Annotated in this window: 12 protein-coding genes and 2 tRNA genes; 6 read left to right on the top strand and 8 right to left on the bottom strand. The window is 63.7% G+C overall.

Features of this window, described 5'->3' with window-relative positions; translation table 11 throughout:
- The first annotated feature begins 23 nt into the window (after nt 1–23).
- The 3 genes from EEB11_RS15155 to rocF all read left to right on the top strand — a co-directional run bounded on the left by EEB11_RS15155 (nt 24) and on the right by rocF (nt 2,372).
- Complete coding sequence (locus EEB11_RS15155) at nt 24–941, top strand: MBL fold metallo-hydrolase (protein ID WP_167852765.1); 918 nt, start codon at nt 24–26, stop codon at nt 939–941.
- Nucleotides 942–1,000: 59 nt separating this feature from the next.
- Nucleotides 1,001–1,075: transfer RNA gene (locus tag EEB11_RS15150), tRNA-Asn, on the top strand.
- Nucleotides 1,076–1,448: 373 nt separating this feature from the next.
- On the top strand, nt 1,449–2,372 hold the full coding sequence (rocF, locus tag EEB11_RS15145) for an arginase (protein WP_135432733.1): 924 nt from the start codon (nt 1,449–1,451) through the stop codon (nt 2,370–2,372).
- Nucleotides 2,373–2,546: 174 nt separating this feature from the next.
- Here rocF and EEB11_RS15140 read toward each other — a convergent pair whose 3' ends face one another.
- From EEB11_RS15140 to corA, 3 genes are all read right to left on the bottom strand, one after another.
- Nucleotides 2,547–5,648, bottom strand: a complete 3,102-nt coding sequence (locus EEB11_RS15140) for an efflux RND transporter permease subunit (RefSeq protein WP_135432731.1) — start codon at nt 5,646–5,648, stop codon at nt 2,547–2,549.
- 9 nt (nt 5,649–5,657) lie between these two features.
- Nucleotides 5,658–6,836, bottom strand: coding sequence for an efflux RND transporter periplasmic adaptor subunit (locus EEB11_RS15135; protein WP_135432729.1), 1,179 nt, complete (start codon nt 6,834–6,836; stop codon nt 5,658–5,660).
- Nucleotides 6,837–7,042: 206 nt separating this feature from the next.
- Entirely contained in the window at nt 7,043–8,008 is a 966-nt protein-coding gene (gene corA / locus EEB11_RS15130; protein ID WP_135432727.1) for a magnesium/cobalt transporter CorA, read from the bottom strand.
- A 107-nt stretch (nt 8,009–8,115) separates the two neighbouring features.
- On the opposite strand from corA, the gene EEB11_RS15125 reads away from it, so the two are divergent.
- From EEB11_RS15125 to EEB11_RS15115, 3 genes are all read left to right on the top strand, one after another.
- Nucleotides 8,116–8,189 (top strand) — tRNA-Cys (locus EEB11_RS15125).
- A 198-nt stretch (nt 8,190–8,387) separates the two neighbouring features.
- Nucleotides 8,388–9,500: a DegT/DnrJ/EryC1/StrS family aminotransferase gene (locus tag EEB11_RS15120; RefSeq protein ID WP_167852764.1), complete on the top strand. Its 1,113-nt coding sequence runs from the start codon at nt 8,388–8,390 to the stop codon at nt 9,498–9,500.
- An 11-nt stretch (nt 9,501–9,511) separates the two neighbouring features.
- Nucleotides 9,512–10,219, top strand: coding sequence for an LbetaH domain-containing protein (locus EEB11_RS15115; protein WP_135432723.1), 708 nt, complete (start codon nt 9,512–9,514; stop codon nt 10,217–10,219).
- Here the strand turns inward: EEB11_RS15115 and EEB11_RS15110 are convergent.
- From EEB11_RS15110 to EEB11_RS15090, 5 genes are all read right to left on the bottom strand, one after another.
- Nucleotides 10,194–11,762: a glycosyltransferase gene (locus tag EEB11_RS15110; RefSeq protein WP_135432721.1), complete on the bottom strand. Its 1,569-nt coding sequence runs from the start codon at nt 11,760–11,762 to the stop codon at nt 10,194–10,196. The two genes, EEB11_RS15115 and EEB11_RS15110, sit on opposite strands and share 26 nt — an antisense overlap.
- Nucleotides 11,759–14,068: a rhamnan synthesis F family protein gene (locus tag EEB11_RS15105; RefSeq protein WP_245298937.1), complete on the bottom strand. Its 2,310-nt coding sequence runs from the start codon at nt 14,066–14,068 to the stop codon at nt 11,759–11,761. Before EEB11_RS15105 ends, EEB11_RS15110 begins: the two co-directional genes overlap by 4 nt.
- A 9-nt stretch (nt 14,069–14,077) precedes the next feature.
- A complete protein-coding gene (locus tag EEB11_RS15100) occupies nt 14,078–15,121 on the bottom strand; it encodes a glycosyltransferase family 2 protein (RefSeq protein ID WP_167852763.1) in 1,044 nt (347 codons plus the stop codon).
- Nucleotides 15,122–15,443: 322 nt separating this feature from the next.
- Complete coding sequence (locus tag EEB11_RS15095; RefSeq protein WP_167852762.1) at nt 15,444–15,962, bottom strand: VPLPA-CTERM sorting domain-containing protein; 519 nt, start codon at nt 15,960–15,962, stop codon at nt 15,444–15,446.
- A 162-nt stretch (nt 15,963–16,124) separates the two neighbouring features.
- On the bottom strand, nt 16,125–16,709 hold the full coding sequence (locus EEB11_RS15090; protein ID WP_167852761.1) for a VPLPA-CTERM sorting domain-containing protein: 585 nt from the start codon (nt 16,707–16,709) through the stop codon (nt 16,125–16,127).
- Nucleotides 16,710–16,752 lie beyond the last annotated feature (43 nt).

Genomic DNA, 16,752 nt, shown 5'->3' with positions numbered 1-16,752 from the left:
AGCCTAGCCGGGCAAACGGGCAAATGAAAGCGGGCAACACGGTGCAGGCAGGCGTGGCGGACTGGATCACAAGCGATATCCGGCGCATTCTTGCCCCCAACCCATCACCGATGACCGGGCCGGGCACCAACACCTATATCCTGGGGCGCGACAAGGAGGTGATCGTGGTTGACCCCGGCCCGGAAGACCGCTCGCATATCGGCGCGATCCTGGCGGCTCTGGCCCCTTCGGAACGCGTCTCGGCCATTCTGGTGACCCATGCCCACAAAGACCACTCCGCCGCCGCACGGCTGTTTGCCGTCCTGACAGGTGCCCCGGTGCTTGCCTTTGGCGATGCCGCGTCCGGGCGCAGTCCGGTGATGGCGCGGCTGATGGCCAGCGGGCTGGCAAGCGGCGGTGAAGGGGTGGATCACGCGTTTCGCCCCGACAGGGCTGTGGCCGATGGCGAGGTGCTGCCTTGCGCCGGCAAGAGCCTGCGCATCCTGCACACGCCAGGCCATATGGGCGGGCACATCTGCGCAGGTTACGGTGATGTGCTGTTTTCGGGCGATCACGCCATGGGCTGGGCCTCCAGCCTGATCTCGCCACCCGATGGCGACATGGGGGCCTATATGGCATCGCTGCACCGCCTGATGGAAGAGCGATGGTGTCTGATGCTGCCCGGCCATGGTGCTCCGGTCTTTGACGTGTCGGCGCGCCTGCAGGCCCTTGCCGACCATCGCAGCACCCGCGAAGCCGAGGTACTGGCCGCGCTGCAGACCGGCCCGGCAAGCCCCGCCACGCTTACCCGGCGCATCTACCACATGACACCCGCCGCATTGCTGCCTGCCGCCCAAAGAAACGTTCTGGCGCATCTTATTGATCTTGAACAAAGAAACCTGGTGACCTGCACCGACCTTCCCGGCCCCGACACAATCTTCACCCCAACTGACACCCGATGAAGATTTTTCCCCAATTCCCCTTTACGCCCCCAAAAGCACTTGCTATACGGCCCACGTGTTCCGGCGTAGCTCAGCGGTAGAGCAGTTGACTGTTAATCAATTGGTCGTAGGTTCGATCCCTACCGCCGGAGCCAAAATATCGAATAGCTACAAGACGTTAGCGGGCCGCCCTTCTGGGCGGCCTTCGCGTTTTGGGATGTATTCTTCTGCTTTGTTGTGTCTGCGCAACCCTGGCAGGGCGGCTGGCGGGTGGGTGGTGCCTGGTCGACACGGCGCGGTCTGGTTTCGGGCTGCCCACGGCGCGAACGGTGAGGGGAACAGGCCAAGGCTTTCAGGCAGATCAGGAGTGGCGGCGCGCCGTTGTGCACCGGTTTTGGCAGCAGGCGGGGTCGTCCGTTTGCGTATGGACCCCGCCGCTTTGGTTGACCGCCTGTACATTTTGCACTGGACACCGGATCAAACCAACCGCCATCTGGGCCGTCCCCGGCCAAAGAACAGGAGAATGCAGTGACCAGAACCATCCTTATCGGTGCCCCGATCGACGCGGGCCAACAGCGGCCCGGGTGTCTGATGGGTCCGGCGGCCTACCGCGTTGCGGGTCTGGCGCAGGCAATCTCTGGTCAGGGGCATGGGGTGGAGGATTGGGGCGATCTGAGCTGCCCTCAGGTCGTGGCACCGCCCTGCCCCAACCCTGCGGTGCATTCGCTGGCCGAGGTGCTGGGCTGGACGCAGATCCTCGCACAAAAGGTCAGTGACGCGCTGGACGATGGGGCGATGCCGATCATCCTTGGCGGGGATCATTCGCTGGCGCTCGGCACGGTTTCCGGCGCAGCGGCGCATGCCACCAGTGTCGGGCGGCCACTGTTTCTGCTGTGGCTGGATGCGCATTCGGACTTCCACACCGCGATGACCACGACCAGCGGCAATCTGCATGGCACCCCGGTGGCCTATATTGCCGGGCGTGCCGGGTTTGAGGCGTTTCCACCCTTCCCAGCCCCGGTTCCCGCAGAGCGGATCTGTCTCTATGGCATCCGTTCGGTCGATCCCGCCGAACATGCGGCGCTGCTGGACCATGACATTGCCATCCATGACATGCGGGTTCTGGATGAGCATGGGGTCGTCGCCCCGCTGCGGCTGTTTCTGGAGGGTGTGCGTGCGGCGGGGGGCATGCTGCATGTCAGTCTGGATGTCGACTTTCTGGACCCCGCGATTGCCCCGGCGGTCGGCACCACGGTGCCGGGCGGCACCACGTTCCGCGAGGCGCATCTGGTGATGGAGCTGCTGCACGAGTCCGGGCTGGTGACCAGCCTAGATCTGGTGGAGTTGAACCCCTTCCTCGATGACCGGGGCATGACAGCGCGGCTGATGGTCGATCTGGTCGGCAGCCTGATGGGCAAAAAGGTGTTTGACCGCCCGACGCGGGCCAAGTGATAGCGGGATGAAACACGGGTTACCCACTGTGTTGCAAATCATGGAACCCTTTGACATCAACTACTTGGCATTGCGACCTTCGTGATTTGTCAATAATTTCGGGCGGCATCCTTTCGAATGCCGCCCTTGTGACTTTGCGCGCCGCGCAGGACATGGTCCTGCGGGTCTGCCAGATCAATGTGGTTGTGCGGCCGCGCCGGAGTCCGACCCGAACTGCCGTTCTACCTTGCGCTTGTGCAACAGGTATTTTGCATCGCTGAGCGAGATCAGCGTGTAGAAGGCCGGCACCACAAACAACGTGAAGATGGTGCCAATCAGCAGGCCGGTGAAGATGACCAGACCCATGGCCTGCCGCGCCGCCGCCCCCGCGCCTTCGGCAATGATCAGCGGCACCACGGCCAGCGCCATGGCGGCCGTGGTCATCAGAATGGGCCGCAGACGGGTTTTGGCGGCGGCCACGATGGCTTGACGCTGCGGCATTCCGTGTTCTTCGCGCTGCTGGTTGGCGAATTCCACCATCAGGATGCCGTGTTTGGTGATCAGGCCGATCAGGGTGATCAGCCCGACTTGGGTGTAGATGTTCAGCGTCCCTGCCCCCAGATACAGCGGCAGAATGGCCCCGAAGATACACATCGGCACCGACATCAGGATGATCAGCGGGTCGCGGAAGCTTTCGAATTGCGCTGCCAGCACCAGATAGATCACGACAATCGCCGCCGCGAAGGCAAGGATGATCGTGTTGCCTTCGGATTTCTCCAGCCGCGACTGGCCGGAGTATTCGACAAAGAACCCATCCGGCAGGACTTCATCCGCGATCCGTTCCAGCTCTGCCAGTGCAACCCCGGTGGACAGGCCGATCATCGGCATGCCGGACAAAGTGGCCGAGTTCAGCTGGTTGAACTGCGAAATCGACGCGGCAGACACGGTGGGCAGGATGCTGACCACCGATGACAAGGGCACCATGACACCACTGCCCGAGCGCACGAAAAATTCGCCCAAACGCTCCGGATTGTCGCGCCATTCGGGCGGCACTTGGGTGATCACATCATAGCTGTTGGAATCGCGGTCAAACTGCGCAACCGCGCCACCGCCGACCAGAATGCCAAGGGTCGAGCCGATGTCGCTGACCGCCACGCCCAGTTGGGCCGCGCGGTCGCGGTCGATGGTGACACGGACCTGCGGCGCGTCGAACGACAGGCTGTTCTGCACCACGATGAACATGCCCGACTGCATGGCCCGGGTGCGGATTTCCTCGGCCACCTCGACCACCCGCTCGGGCGCATAGATCGACTGGATCACCATGGAAATCGGCAGGCCACCGCCCGAACCGGGCAGTGAGGGCGGCGCGAAGACATAGCTTTGCAAGCCCGGCGCGGCATCCAGAATGCCCTGCAACTGCGCCTGAATTTCGGCCTGCCCCCGCGTACGCTCGGACCAGTCCTTCAGCGCCCAGATATAGAAGCCGGTATTGGCGGCCCCGCCCATCCCGGCCACCGAAAACGAGGTCTGCACCTCTTCGATGCTGCCCGTGCGTTTGCCGATCTCGGTGGTGAAGGCATCGGTGTAGTCCAGTGTCGCATAGCGCGGGGCGTTCATGATCGCGAACAGCGCGCCACTGTCTTCTTCGGGCGCGAGTTCGGAGGAGGTGTTCATGAACATGAACCCCGTGGCCCCCAAAAGCGAGACCACCATCAGAATGGTTACCGGGCGGTAATCGAGCGACGAGGACACCCGGCGTTCATACCAGTTGGCCAGCCCGCCAAGCGTGCGGTCCACGATGCGCTGGAACCGCCCCGGTTCGCCGTGGCTAAGCAGCCGCGCCGACATGGCCGGGGTGATGGTCAGCGCGACGATGCCGGAAATGATCACCGATCCGGCCAGAGTCAGCGCGAATTCGGCAAAGAGCGCGCCCGTCAGACCACCGGTAAAGGCAAGAGGGGCCAGCACGGCGGCAAGTGTGATGGTCATCGCGACCACCGGGCCGGTGATTTCCTTCATCCCCTTGATAGAGGCCGCCGCCGGGGTCATGCCGTCATCAATATGGCGGTGGATGTTTTCCACCACCACGATGGCGTCATCGACCACCAGACCAATGGCCAGCACCATGGCCAGCAGGGTCAGCAGGTTGATCGAATAGCCCAGCATCAGCATCACCGAACAGACCCCGATCAGGGACAGCGGAATGGTGACGATGGGCATAAGAACCGACCGGAACGAGCCAAGAAACAGCAGGATCACCACCACAACAATCAGCACGGCTTCGGCGATGGTGATGAACACCTCGGAAATCGAGGCGGAAATTGTTTCGGTCGAGTCGTAGACCAGATCGACCGTCATCCCGGCGGGCAAGGTCTCTACCAGACCCGGCAGGGCGTCGATGACATTGCCTGCCACATCCAGCTGGTTTTCGCCCGGTGCCGGGATGATGCCGATGAAGATGCCCGGCTCCCCCGCAAAGGTCACGATGGCATCATTGGCCCCGGAGGCAAGTTCCATCCGCGCCACATCGCGCAGGCGCACCACGCCGCTGTCGCCCTGCCCCAAGGGCAAGGCGCCAAAAGCGTCGGGGCTTTGGATGGTGGAATCGAGCGTCAGGGAATAGCTGAAATATTCATTCTCGGTCTTGCCCGGGGCCGACAGGAAGTTCGAGGACCGGATCGCCGCAAGCACCTCGGACGCGGTGACGCCGCGCGCCGACAGCAAGAGCGGGTCAAGCCAGATTCGCATGGCGAATTTCTGCGCCCCCAGAATCTCCATCTGCGCCACGCCGGCGATATTGGTCACGCGCGGGCGCACCACCCGTTCAAGGTATTCGGTCAGCTGTTCCGGCGTCATATTGGGGTTTTGCGCCGCAAGATACATCAGCGCGAAGGACTGGCCGGTGCCCTTGGCGATCACCGGATCTTCGGTGTCCTGCGGCAGCTGACCACGCACCTGCTGCACCTTGGACATCACCTCGGTCAGCGCGATATCGGGGTCGGCCCCAAGGCGCATCTGCACCGTCACCACCGAGGCGGAGGGGCGGGATTCACTGGTCACATAATCCAGATTTTCGGTGGTCGAAACCGCCGCCGCGATGGGCGAGGTGACGAAGCCCTGGATCAGTTCCGGGGCGGCACCGGGATAGACCGTGGTGATGGTGATCACGCTTTCCTCAACCTCGGGGTACTGGCGCACCGGCAGGTTGACCATGGCGGCCAGACCAAGGAACAGGATCAGCGCCGCCAGCACAGAGGACAGGACCGGGCGGCGGATGAAGAGTTCTGAAAAATGCATCTGCCGCCCCTATTCGCTGGCCGCAGCGGGCGCAGCGGCGTCGCCGGTTGCGTCGGCTTCACCGGATGCCGGCTCAGCGGGCGGTGTGGCGGCGGGCGCTGTGACGGCGGGCGACAGCTGTACAGTGTCGTCGATCACCACACTCGCTGCGTTGGACAGCCGGTTCTGGCCTGACGTCACGATCTGATCGCCGGCGGCGATGCCCGCGACCACCTCGATCCGGTCGCCCGAGCGACGGCCCAGCGTCACGAAAGCCTGATTGACCTTCAGCCCCTCGCCCTCGGGCATCACCACATAGATCGAGTCGCCATAAAGGCTGGAAATCACCGCCGTCTGCGGCACGGTGATCACGCCCTGCTCTTCCGGCAGGGCCACACGCACCCGCAGAAACTGGCCGGGGAACAGGCCGCCGTTGGTGTTGTCCACCGCCGCGCGCACCGACACAAGGCGCGAGCGCGGGTCAACCTGCGGCTCAATACCGGTGATGCGGCCTTCGGCTTGAAAATCCGCGACTTCGGTGCTGACCGAAATGGCGCGCCCCAGATCCAGCGCGCCGATCTGTTGTTCGGGCACGGTGAAATCGACATACATCTGATCCAGATCCTGCAAGGTGGCATAAACCGTGCCGGGCGTCACATATTGCCCCCGTTCCACGCGCGGAATGCCGACCACGCCATCAAACGGTGCCGTCAATGTCTTGGCATCCAGGGCCGTGCGCACCTGCGCCACCTGCGCACGTGCGCTTTCCACCTGCGCCAGGGCGGTTTCCACCGAGTTGGCAGTCCCGACCCCGCGTTCGGTCAGGGTCTCGGCGCGCTGCGATTCCGTCTGGGTGACGCCCAGCGCCGCTTCGGCAGCGGCAAGGGACGCGCGTTCGCTGTCGTCGTCGATCTGCAGCAGCATCTGGCCTTCCGTCACCTTGTCGTTCGAGGTGAAGTTCACCGCCCGGACCAGCCCGCCGGACTCGATCGCCAGATCGACGCCGCGCGCGGAAACGGCAGTGCCGATCGCATCGATCCCCGGCGTCCAGGTCACCGGCTCCACCATCTGCACGGTCACCGGAACCGGCGGCGGCACGCGCCCAGCCATGAATTGGGCAATCATGCCGGCCCGGAAAGAATTGAACCACACGATTCCGCCGACAATCAGGCCAAGCAGAATGACCGCAATGATAAGACGTTTAGCCATGGATAAAGTCTCGCTTCCAACGAAAGCGCGTGGTCGCAATGCGCGACCCGGCGCAGAATTTTCGGGCCTTAGTGCAGCCTGTTTCCGTTAAGATCAATACAACACTCACACGCCTGGGGCGAGCGAGACCCCGTATATCCGAACACAGACCTAGCGATTTGAAGCGTTTCGCAGCAATTTTCAGCAGATGCGATGGGTCTGCGCGGTCACAACCAGCCGCGCCGGCGGAAATAAACGTATGGCACAACCGCCGACAGCACCATCACGCCCAGCGCCATGGGATAACCATAAGGCCAGCTCAGTTCCGGCATCACCTCGAAGTTCATCCCGTAGATCGAGGCGATCAGGGTGGGCGGCAGAAAGGCCACCGAAGCAACAGAGAAGATCTTGATGATCCCGTTCTGTTCAATCCCGATCAGGCCAAGCGTCGCATCCATCAGAAAGCTGATCTTCTGCGCCATGAAGGCCGAATGATCCTCCAGTCCGCGCACATCCGATGTCAGATCCTTCAGCCTTGCGCGCAGGTCCTTGGTGTCAGGCTCGTCGCGCAGGCGCTGGCCCCAGAACACCGTCAGCCGGTCAAGCGTGCCCAGACTGTCGCGGATCACCGATACCATATCGCCCTTGCGCCCGATCTCTTCCAGCACCGAGCGCCAGCCGGTGCCCTTGCGCGCCTTCGCCCCGTCCTTGGCAAAGACACTGCGCGAGATGACCTCGATATCGCGCCCCACACGCTCTAGCACATCGGCCAGCCGGTCCACCATGACATCGAGCAGGGACAACATCACCTGATCTGCGCCATCACAGGGCAGCCCGCCCTTTGCGCTGCGCTGCGCGAACATCTCAAACGCTTTGGGCGTGTGATAGCGGATCGTTACCAGTTGCCGTTCGGTCAGAACCAGAGTGACCGGCGCCATGACCGGCGTGTCGCCCTCGCTGTGCGCGGGGAACATGATGGTCATGAACAGGGCACCATCCTCGGCATAAAGCCGCGAGGATTGCTCGATTTCTTCCATGTCCTCCCGCGTGGGCAGGTCAAGTCCCAGCTGAGATTCCAGCATCTGCTCGTCACCGCGATCCGGCGCAACAAGATCCAGCCAGACCGCCGCTGCAGGCAGGCCGTCGGTCACCCCGACCAGCCGCCCGTCCTGCTCTGCATATCCGTAAATCATGACACACCCCTGTTTCGGGAGTGGTAGCACGGGTGCAATCCGGGTGACCAGACCCGCAACTGAGGTCTTGCATGCCCGGCCAAGCTGCGCTACTTGACCCCCTGAACGGCGGGTGGGCAGGCAGGCTATGCACCGGATTGCAAATCCGTGAAGATCGGTTCGATTCCGATACCCGCCTCCAAATTCCTCATCCCTATCGTTATTCCAGTGCGCCATGTGGCCTGACCCCCCATGTCTGCAGAGGGGTGTTGAACCTGTGGACAAAAGCAGATCAGATGGTGGGGTGGGGCGGCGGGGTGAGCCGCGGTGGCGGTGATCCTGCGGTGCTGCCCGGTTTGCGGCGGGGATGCGGGGCCAGCCTGAAGGAGACCAAGGTCTAATGTCAGAACGCCCCGACCGGATTGTCTTTGGCAGGCCCCTGATGCCGCAGCAGCACGATCTTGAACGGTTGTTGGACCCGGTCTTTCACTCTGCGCAACTGACCAATGGCGGCGCGTTGCACGACCGGCTGGAAGCGGCACTGTGCCACCAGATCGGCGGCCATGTGTCTCTGGTTTCCTCTGGCACCATGGCGCTGATGCTGGCCCTGCGCTTGGGGGGGCTGGCCCGGGGGGGAGAGGTGATCACCACGCCGCTGAGCTTTGCCGCTTCGGTGCAGGCGATTGACTGGTGCGGGTTGGTGCCGGTGTTTGCCGATGTCGAGCCTGCCTTCGCAACACTCTGCCCGCAGGCGGTGGAACGGGCGATCACGCCGCGCAGCGTGGCGATTCTGGCGGTGCATTTTCAGGGCATCGCCTGTGATATCGCCGCGCTGGAGGATATCGCGCGACGGCATGGGCTTTGGCTGGTGTTCGATGCGGCGCAGGCCCCGGACATCGAAACGTCGGGGCGCAACATCTGCCTGTCGGGCGATGCAAGCGCGTTGTCCCTGCACGGCACCAAACTTCTGAGCACGGCAGAGGGCGGCGCGATTGTGCTGCGCGATGCAGGGCTGGCACCGGCGCTGGCCCGGCTGCGCAACTTCGGGCTGGAAGACGGGCGGATGACCGGCCCGGGGATCAATGCCAAGATGTCGGAACTGCATGCGGCCTTCGGGCTGGCGGTGCTGCCACGGGTCGCGGAAGAGACGGCCGCGCGCCGCCAGCTGCGACGCTGGTATGACGCCGGTTTTGCCGGGATGCCGGGGGTCAGTGTGCTGCCCCCCCGCCCCGGCACCAGCGAAAGCCATCTGTATTACACGCTGGTGATGCCTGCAGAGCAGCGCGCGGCCACCATCGCAAGCCTGCATGCCGACGATATCCTGCCGCGCACGCCGTTTCCGCTGCTGTGCGGTCCGGGCACGATGTATGAGGGCGCGATAGTGCACAGCAGCTGCGCGCGCGCAGTTGCGGGTGGGCTGGCGGGACAGTACCTGTCCCTGCCGTTGCATGGCGCAATCGGGCGCGCGGGGGCGGACCGGGTGGTGCAGGCGGTGCGGCGGGTGCTTGGGTGACGGGGGAGCGGATGCAAGGGGTCGAGGATTTCGACGAGGTGGTGCTCTACGGGGGGCGCGGCCACAGCGAGATGATCATGATGGTGCTGCAGGGGTTGTGGCAGGACCGGGTCCGCCTGCGGGCGGTGATTGATGATCTGAACCATGGCTTTATGCATCCGGGCCTGAATGTGCCGGTGATTTCGGGGGTCGAGCGGTTGGCGCGCTTTGCGCGGGTGCCGGTGCTGCTGTCGATGGGCGACGGGCATGTGCGGGCGCGGATTGCGGCGCGGCTGGCGGACGAAGGCGCGGTGCTTGCCACAGCGATCCGGCGCAGGCCGGATTTAGTGGCCGCCAATGTGCAGGTGGGGCCGGGCTGCGTGATCTACCCCGAAACGCCGATCAGCCCCAATGTGGTGCTGGGCGCCGGGGTGCAGGTGCTGGCGCAGGCGATCGGGCATGATGTGACGGTGGGCGATTTTGCGACCCTTGCCATCGGGTCAATCCTGAATGGCCATATCAGCATCGGTGCCTTGGCCACCATCGGGTCCGGTGCCATCATCTGCAATGGCAGGCTGGGCCGTCCGCTTCGCATCGGCGACGGCGCCGTGATCGGGGTGGGGGCAGTTGTCCTGCGCGATGTGCCGGCGGGCGCGCGGATGATGGGCAACCCGGCGATGACGGTGCGCGATTGGGCGCGTCTGCAGGCGCTGGTCAGGAAGGGTTCGGAACAAGGCTGAGCAGCGCGTCCAGATAGCGCTCCATATCCAGATAGGGCCGCAGCATTGCGCGTCGTTTGCGCCGCGTGGCGGGTGTCTCGGCCCGCGCGAAGGCCAGCGCCGCCGCAACAAACCCCGCCCTGTCGTCGCAGGCCACGAATTTCCCCAGCGGATCGACCACGCCGCGCAGACCGATGTCGGCCCCATATCCCACGAAAGGCGTGCCGGTGGCGGCGGCATGGATCAGGGTTGTCGGCCCAGGATCTTGGCGCGAGGTCAGCAGATAGGCGCTTGCCGCCGCGTAGCAGGCCAAGGAGTCGGTCACAAAGCCGGGCAGGATCAGCGGCAGGCCATCACCCATCGCCTGATCGGCCAGCGGCTGCGACCACGCGGTCATCGCCCCAAGCCAGACAAAGATGGCATCGGCGTGTTGGGCATGAATGCCCTGCGCCGCCTGCAAGAACAGGTCAAACCCCTTGCGATGGTCAGCCAGCCCCGCCCCGACATACAGTGCCCGCCCAGCCCGCAGCCGGTGCCAGCGGCGGAAGGCGGACAGCGGGGCGGGCGGCAGCGCGGCACCGGGAGGCTCCACCGCCAACGGCCCCAGATCGGGGGCGAGTGCTGTGGCCATGCGGGGAAAAGACGCGATCAGCCGCGCGCCTGCGCTTTGGGCCGCGATCAGATCGGGCAGCAGGCCCCGCGCCGTCAGGTAGCCGCGCATTTCGTGAATCATCAGCGCGGTGGGCAGCCCGGCCTGTGCGGTGGCGCGGGCGATGCTTGCAGCCTCGGCGCTGTGCACAAGGGCCGGAACACCCGGCCCGATGCCGGTGACCAGCCCCGCGGCATCCCAGCCATCGGCCAGCACGAAAACCGGGCCCAACCGCCCCAGCTCTGGAACCAGTGGCCCGCCATCGCGCAGCACGAACAGCGGCGCATGGCCGCGTTTCATAAGCAGTGTGGCCATGTCGCGCACCAGCAGCGGCGTGCCTGCCTCTTGCGCGTCATGCACGCCAAGGAGGATGGGGCGCGAGAGACGGGCCACGGCCTGCGCCGCCGCCCCCGCCGATTGCGCGGCACTGCGCGGGTCGGGTTTCGGCAAATGGCCCGCCGCCAGCCCTGCCGCGATGTAATGCGCAAAGGCGCAGCTGTCGGTCAGCCGCAGATAGCGCTGCCGGTAGAAGCGGGCATCGAACCGGTCTGACGGGTTGCGCCCTTCGCTATCGCCATGGCGGGCGAAATGCCCCGCCGGCGACAGGCCCGCCGCCGCAACGTCGGGGTACAGCCGCAGGTAGGCGGCGGGGTCGAACAGCGGATGCGGGCTGCGCCACTGGCCCGCCCCATCGCGCGCCAGAAAATCATCCAGCGCGGTCGGTGCTCCGCCCGCCTGCCACTCGGGATAAAGCGCCTTGTAATGGCGGGTAGAGAAATAGGGAGACGGATCAAGCCCACGCCGGTCACCTTGGGCGCGAAAGTGACCCAAAGGGTCGGGCACCGGCGCGGCAAGCTGGCGCTGATAATGATCCGCGTCGAAAAAGCCCTGACAGTCAGGTGCAACTGCGGTCATGGGTCGAACATCCCGGTCTGCAGGGCGCGGCGCACATCTTCGTTCCGCGTGGCCACGATCTGCTGCCCCTTGTGCTGCTGGCTGGCCGCCGGAGCCACCCGGATCATCCGGTAGCCGCCCGCCTGACAGATCACGCCGAACAGCCGTTCGATGGCATGGGCGGGGGTGGCATCGACCTGACCGGTCTCTACAGGAAAATGACAGGCCTTCAGGCCCAGCCCCAGCAGCGGCTGCAGCGCTGCGGCCCTGGCCCAGAACATCGAGCCGACCGGAAAGTCGAGCCTTTCATCAGGCGGCAGGGCAAGGTCTGGCCTGATCCGCGCCAGGATTTCGCGCGCGATATCAAGGTTGTCGCCCCAATGTGCCGCCGCCAGCACCGAGCGGTAGGTCAAGGGGGCCACCATCCCCAGGTCAGGCAGGGACCGGAACAGCGACAGGATGCGGAACACCTCTTCGCGGTTCGGCAAAAGGCAGGTCAGGCAATGGTCAAGCCATTGGTCCAACCCGCTGGCATGCGGGGATTTCTTGCCATGCAGGTGTAGCACGATGTCATGATCCGCGTGGGCGTCGGCAAAGCCGACCAGCTTGCCAAACACGTCGCGCCCCCGGTTCGGCACAACCCGCAACTCTGCCGTTGGCAGCTGCGCCTTGATCGCCATCGCCTTTTCCGCCGTGTCGGTTGAAACATACAGCCGGTAGGGCAAGTCCAGCACCGCGAAGCGTTCCCGAAACACCGCTGCGAGGTCGGGGTAGTACAGATGGACAAACACCCCGATCGACAGATCACTGCGCGCCAGCGCCTTGCGGGGCCACAGCCGCAGGTGGCGCTTCTGCCGGTCGCGCGAAAACCCCGCCGGGGTATGGGCATAAAGTGGCCTGTTGGTCAGCAGACGGATGGCGGTCTGCACCGGGTCCAGCCCGTCATCGCCCTGCGCCAGCGCCAGACACTCTTCGGCCGGGCTTTCCAGCAGCCGCCGCGCCCGGGCACAAAGCGGCTCCAGCACGGCCAGCGCTGCGGGTGTGGACGGGTCCAGCGCGGCGGCCTGCGCGGCGCGGTGATCGTGCATCACGGCATGGATGACGCCCTGCCCCGCGTGGCCGGGCGGGGCCAGCACGGTCAGCGCCGCAAAAGAAGCCTGTCGCGCGATGACCGCCCCGATCCGCCCCACAGCCAGTGCCGCCCGGCGCATGGCCGGTTCCACCCCAAGGCTCGGCGGGGTGGTCGTGGGGTCTGACAGGATCAGGGTCACATCCAGCTGGTGTTGCGCGATCAGCGCATCCAGCCGGGTCTCAAACTGGCTGATGGTTTCCACATCCCCGTCCGCGCAATCGGTCAGGGTGACCGGGGTCCGCACGCCGCGCCGGGGCTGTGGCGGCAGCAGGGCAAAGGCGGGTCGGGCGCGCGCGTTTCGCTGAAGCAGGCTTTCCGCGCATTGGGCAATGGCAGTGGCACGGTCCATGAAGCTGTAGCCCGCCGCCACGCTGGCCGCGATATCGGCGCGCTGTTGCGCGGTCGGGTTTGGTGCCAGCAGGCGTTCCAGCAGCGGTCCAAGCGTGTCCCCAGCCCCGCACTGGTGCAGTGCGGGCAAATCCGGGTCGGCAAACCCCGCCACCGGATCTGACACCACCTGCGCGCCGCAGGCCAGCGCATCAAAGCTGCGGTTGTTCATGAAGCCCAGTTCGGCCATGTAGGGCATATGACTGTTGAGCACGACGTGCGAGCGGGCATAGACCTGCGCCAGTTCGGCACTGTCCAGCCTTGTGCCGCACAGATGATGGGCCGGCACCACGCCCTCCCACCCCTGCCCCCAGATCTTGACATCAAAGCCCAGATCAAGGGCCGCGCGCACCGTCAGGCGCGGCGCGCGGGGGGCGTGGTTGCCGACGAAACTGATCGGCAGATCCACCGGCAGATCGCCCCTGGCCAGCGGGTTGAACACCCGGGTGTCGGTGGCCTGCGGCAGGTGAACGGCGTTCAGACCCTGCGCCAGACAGCGCCTGACCAGCGCGTTCGAGGCAAGAAACAGCGCCTGATACCGCGCCAGACAGGCCAGCGGGGCCATATTAGGCGGGCTGATCATCCAGAGCAGGTTGGGTACCCCCGGCACCGGTTCATCAAGATGCGGGCCGATGATGCGCAAAACCACATCGCGCTGCCCGGTCAGCGTGGGGGCTTCATCGCGGAAAAACAGCTGCGACGCATGGCCGAACTGCGCGAAAGCTGCCGCCAGGCTGTGCGCAAAGGGCAGATCGCCCCAGCTTTGCGCATTGGTCCGTCGGGCGTTCAGGCCGATGTGGATGTGCATCGCCACGGCCTAGCCCTTTTGCCCGCGCAATTCGGCAAAGACGCGGTAAAGATGCAGCGCCAGCGCGCGCGGCAAAGGGGCCGAGTCGGCGGCGTGCAGGCAATCGCAATAAAGCCGGTAGCCCACCTCAGAGCGCATGATCTGGGCGCTGCGGGCGCGGTGCCAGTCGCAGCTGTGCTGGTGCAGCGACGCAACCCCCGGCAGCTGCCGCAGATCCGCAATTTCGGTGGTCAGGGCATCAGACCAGTGCGTTATGGCGGTATTTTTGACGGTGTTGAAGTTCCGCTCAACCCAATAGCTCAGATCAATGCCCTTGCCGGTCCGGTTGGCCAGTCCGCGCGCCGTCTTGACCAGAAAGCTTTCGACCGAGCGCAGGGAATAGTGGTTCAACTCGATGATCTGCCGTCCGGGCGTCAGGGTGGGCAGGGCGATCTGGGCCTCGCGGTCCGCGAAATCATCAGGCAGCCTGTCGCCAGAGCCGTCGCGCCAGACCGGCAGCGGGCCGGTGGGATGGCGCCTTGGCCGGTGCACGCCGGGTTTGTGAAACCGCGCAGGGCGAAACAGGGTTTTGATGTAGCGCGCGGCGATGGGGTGGGACAGGTCTTCGGGGGCGGAGCGCTGGAACTGCGTGGTCACGGGGGCGTCGTCAAACCGCACATGCCCGCTGGCCCCGAACAGCCGCCAGGCCATGGCAATGGCATCGGTATCAGGCGGCACAGCGTCAATGGCATCGGCAAGCCGGTGCCCATCGGCGTGAATCTGGGGGAATTCGTCGACATCGACGCACATCGCCCAGTCAAACCCCGCCAGCATCCGGTCGCGTGCCACCCGTTGCAGGGCCTGCCATTGCACGCTTTTGCCCGGCGCGGCGCGGTGGGGAATGTGGCGCAGCACCCCCTGCGCCGCAAGGCAGGTCAGCAGATCATCGCTGCCGTCTTCGCAATCGTTGGAAAAGAACACAAAATCCGAAACCCCGATCAGCCGGTGATAGGCGATCCATTCCAGCAGAAACGGGCCTTCGTTGCGCACACAGGTGAAGGCGAGGATCTTCAACGGCACACTCCCTTTGCCGGGCGATCTGCACAGCCGCCCCGCCCCTGGAATTCGGCTTTACCGTCCGGGTTCGGGCCGGTCATGTCCATCCGGTCACGGTCATGTTGTGTCGCAGCGGGATGAAACTTACAAGATGTTGCGATCCGGGCACGCATCACACTGCACCACGGAACGCAGCGGCAGGTTTGCCGCGGATCACGGGGCTGTGATTCGATTGATCTGTGCAATCAAGGGTATCGGCACTTTTCCATCAAGGGTGACAGGTGGCAAGCTGCACAACCAGGTCCTGCCCGGCAGGATACCCCCTCCCCTTTTCTGTCGACTATGGCACCACTTTTCTTCGGTTCCGGATACCGGCAAGCGATGCTATTGCGCCGAAGAGCAACAACACAGATGCAGGCAAAGGAACTTGTGAGACGGACCAAGAGCCTTGAGCTTCATACCACGGATAGCCTCCTGAGCCATAAGTGGCCGTATCCATGGTGAAAATATAATCCGGGCTATCGCTTAAAAACGCTGCCTCAATAAAAGTGAGTTTTCCATCTACATCAGTAGAGAAATTAAAGTATCCATAAACATAAGGCAAGCCTAAACTGCTGTAGAGAAAATCATCATTTGAGGTGAAATCTCTGTGCAAATCAGCGCTAAAACTTGCGTTATTTATTGAAGGGAGTCTAACTCTGATTAATACATCTATCTTAGATTCTTCGCCGCATGCGGCTTCCTCGCATTCGTTCGCAATAAACTTCGATATATCACTATCGAACCTGAACTCGTAAACTGCCGCATCCGCCTGCGCCGCTGTCACGGCCAGCGCTGCCGCTGCCAAAATCGCTTTCATCATATGCCTCCGTTGAAATGCCGCGTTCGACCGTCCGACGTGTTCATCTATTCGTGAAGATGATCCCTTGCGGCCCATCGCAATCCCGGCCTGTGTTCTGCGTCTGTTCATGGAAGTCAGATTGCGCGGCAGACTTGGCAACTTAACAAGGTGAAATCCAAGTCAGAGGGAATTTTTGCGCCGTCTTGTCAACACCAGCATTCCGAGGCCCGCAGAGAGTAAAGGAAGGCTTGCGGGGATCGGGACCGCGGCAACAACCGAGAAGGGAGTTCCGTCGTCCAACCCACTCGGCTCATAGCGTGCCGACCAAAACCCTCGCGCCCCAAAAATGTATTGGTCTCCATTATGACCCTCAATGGCACCTTGTGGGGAGAGCCATAAATTATCTTGTCCATCAAATAGGTGGCCAGACACCGATACAGAAGATCGTGTAACTAAGATGTCAAAGTTACGCTCAAAATACCCGCCCAAGTGGCCAACAGGCCGATAAAGTAAAATGGCGTTGTAGGGATTGAAGGTGTTTCCTGATTGGCCTCTTGATTCATCAATGTCAACTTCAGAGTAGCGGAAACCTACTGAACTTAGAGACGCATCGAAACTTAGAGACACATCGAACACAAAGGCCAGCACGCTTGAGAAGCCACTGTAGGCTACACACCTATCGCTGGTCGTAAATGATGGACACTCAACAGCGGTTTGAACGAAGTCAATCGTCAAAGTGCCGGCATCCGCCTGCTCGCCCGCCACCACTAGTGTTCCGAGTCTGACACTTGTTACCGATTCCCCCTAA

Source organism: Pseudotabrizicola sediminis, from assembly GCF_004745575.1.
Classification (GTDB): Bacteria; Pseudomonadota; Alphaproteobacteria; order Rhodobacterales; family Rhodobacteraceae; genus Pseudotabrizicola; species Pseudotabrizicola sediminis.
This window is presented reverse-complemented; position numbering and strand designations above follow the sequence as displayed.

Coding starts and splice junctions, on each gene's coding strand:
- EEB11_RS15110 (WP_135432721.1), bottom strand. CDS start 11,762: ATGACCGCAGTTGCACCTGACTGTCAGGGCTTTTTCGACGCGGATCAT.
- EEB11_RS15120 (WP_167852764.1), top strand. CDS start 8,388: ATGTCAGAACGCCCCGACCGGATTGTCTTTGGCAGGCCCCTGATGCCG.
- EEB11_RS15115 (WP_135432723.1), top strand. CDS start 9,512: ATGCAAGGGGTCGAGGATTTCGACGAGGTGGTGCTCTACGGGGGGCGC.
- EEB11_RS15105 (WP_245298937.1), bottom strand. CDS start 14,068: ATGCACATCCACATCGGCCTGAACGCCCGACGGACCAATGCGCAAAGC.
- EEB11_RS15095 (WP_167852762.1), bottom strand. CDS start 15,962: ATGAAAGCGATTTTGGCAGCGGCAGCGCTGGCCGTGACAGCGGCGCAG.
- EEB11_RS15155 (WP_167852765.1), top strand. CDS start 24: ATGAAAGCGGGCAACACGGTGCAGGCAGGCGTGGCGGACTGGATCACA.
- EEB11_RS15140 (WP_135432731.1), bottom strand. CDS start 5,648: ATGCATTTTTCAGAACTCTTCATCCGCCGCCCGGTCCTGTCCTCTGTG.
- corA (WP_135432727.1), bottom strand. CDS start 8,008: ATGATTTACGGATATGCAGAGCAGGACGGGCGGCTGGTCGGGGTGACC.
- EEB11_RS15135 (WP_135432729.1), bottom strand. CDS start 6,836: ATGGCTAAACGTCTTATCATTGCGGTCATTCTGCTTGGCCTGATTGTC.